The organism is Bacillus sp. FJAT-29790, assembly GCF_019039215.1.
Classification (GTDB): Bacteria; Bacillota; Bacilli; order Bacillales; family Cytobacillaceae; genus Cytobacillus.
The window spans coordinates 2202222-2204145 of record NZ_JAHNZZ010000001.1 but is presented as its reverse complement, the minus strand read 5'-3'; the positions used below and the strand labels follow the sequence as shown (position 1 = coordinate 2204145).

The window sequence follows — 1924 nt, the reverse complement described above, 5'->3', positions numbered from 1 at the left end:
AGGGGCTGTCCCAAAAGTCATCAAAAATGACTTTTGAGGGCAGCCCTCTTTTCGTTATTAAAAATGGGTACAAAAAAATCGTCACTTCTTGTAAAATGAAAGTTCCTACACCAACATTTAGAAAGGACGATTTTTTATGTGCAATCCAAAGATTACTAATCAAAATTATATCACTGAACAAACTTCACTTCCACTGGAAATTCAGGAGGAAACTTGCGTTTCTAAAAAAGGAAATTGCGCACCTACTTTTATTCCATACAATAACCAACAAGTAATTTCTCTTTTCGATATTCAAGATTTGATCCCAAGTAACCACGTATCACGTGTAATTGATGAAATGATTGAGTCTATTGAAGACGAAGTTTTCTTTTCTCATTATAAAGGCGGTGGAAGAAGCTCATTCCATCCGAAGATGATGACGAAAGTGATTCTTTACGCGTATTCCAATAAAGTCTATTCCTCACGAGGCATTGAAAATTTACTCGGCGAAAATATTCCCGCAAAATGGCTCGCAGCTGGACAAGAACCCGATCATCGTACAATTAATCGCTTCCGCTCACAGCAATTAAAAAACATGATGGATTCGCTATTTGAAGAAATGATTCAGTTACTTATCGAGCAAAACTATATTACAATGGAAAACTACTTTTTGGATGGGACAAAGATTGAAGCCGATGCCAATAAGTATTCCTTTGTGTGGAAAAAAGCAACGAAGAATTTCGAGGGAAAGCTGAAAGAAAAAATTCAAGAAACGATTCAACATATTCAAGAAGTAGCGGAATCTGAGTTGATTCAATCCAGAATTAAAGACGTCAAAGAAGACGTAACCCCGGAACAATTAGAAATCATTGCGCAGGAATTAGAAGGACAAGTAACCACTTTAACGGACGCGATTGAAGCAGAAGAAGATGCCACAGTACGTAAAGAAATCCGTTCACACCGAAGTGTGTTAAAGAGACCATTAAAACTGATTCGCGAAAACTTTTTACCTCGCATGGATAAATATAGACAACAACATGAAATCTACGGCGACCGTAACAGCTTTTCCAAAACAGACCATGACGCGACATTTATGCGAATGAAAGATGACCACATGAAAAACGGACAATTAAAAGCAGCTTATAATGTTCAAATGGCAACAGAAAATCAATTCATTTTATTTTACTCAATGCATCAACGTCCAACCGATACACGATGTTTCATTCCACACTTAGAGAACCTAGCAGCGTCTAGTTTGCCGATGCCAAAAACGGTGATAGCCGATGCGGGTTATGGAAGTGAAGAAAATTATCTGTATGCGATGGGTGATGAAAAAGAACCTCGTTTTGACTTCCTTATTCCGTACGGAATGTACCTAAAGGAAAAGTCACGAAGCTATAAGAAGAACATTAAACATGCGAAGAATTGGGCTTACCACGAAAAAGAGGATCATTTTATTTGTCCAAACTTCCGGAAAGTCGAATTTAAAAGATATTTGAAGAAGAAAAATGCCTCGGGTTACGAACAAAGTTTGAAAGTGTACGAATGCGAAGACTGTTCGGATTGTCCACTGAAAGCACTCTGTACAAAAGCCAAAGGCAATCGCCAAGTACAATGGAACCCCATTTTTGAAGAAATGAAGGCAAAGGCCAAAGCAGCCCTTGAATGTGAAACGAAATCACGCATCTACGCGCAACGTAAAATTGATGTAGAGAGTGTTTTTGGCCACATCAAGGGCAATCGGTCGTTCCGCAGATTTTTACTGCGTGGCCTCGAGAAGGTCCACACAGAATTTGGGATTGTGGCATTAGCCCACAACCTACTGAAAGTAGCAGGCATCCGCCAGCTACTTTCGAGAAAAATAAGTAAAAACATAAAAACAGGTGGAGAAAAACGACTCGTTTTTCTCCACCTGTTTTATTTTAGGGACTTATTAGACAGCCCC

The 1924-nt window shown here is 39.0% G+C and carries 1 protein-coding gene; it reads left to right on the top strand.

Translation table 11 applies throughout. The features are described 5' to 3' along the window. Positions 1-136: 136 nt before the first annotated feature. The coding region (locus BGM26_RS10455; protein WP_254119214.1) for an IS1182 family transposase at positions 137-1924 on the top strand (1788 nt) is incomplete at its 3' end.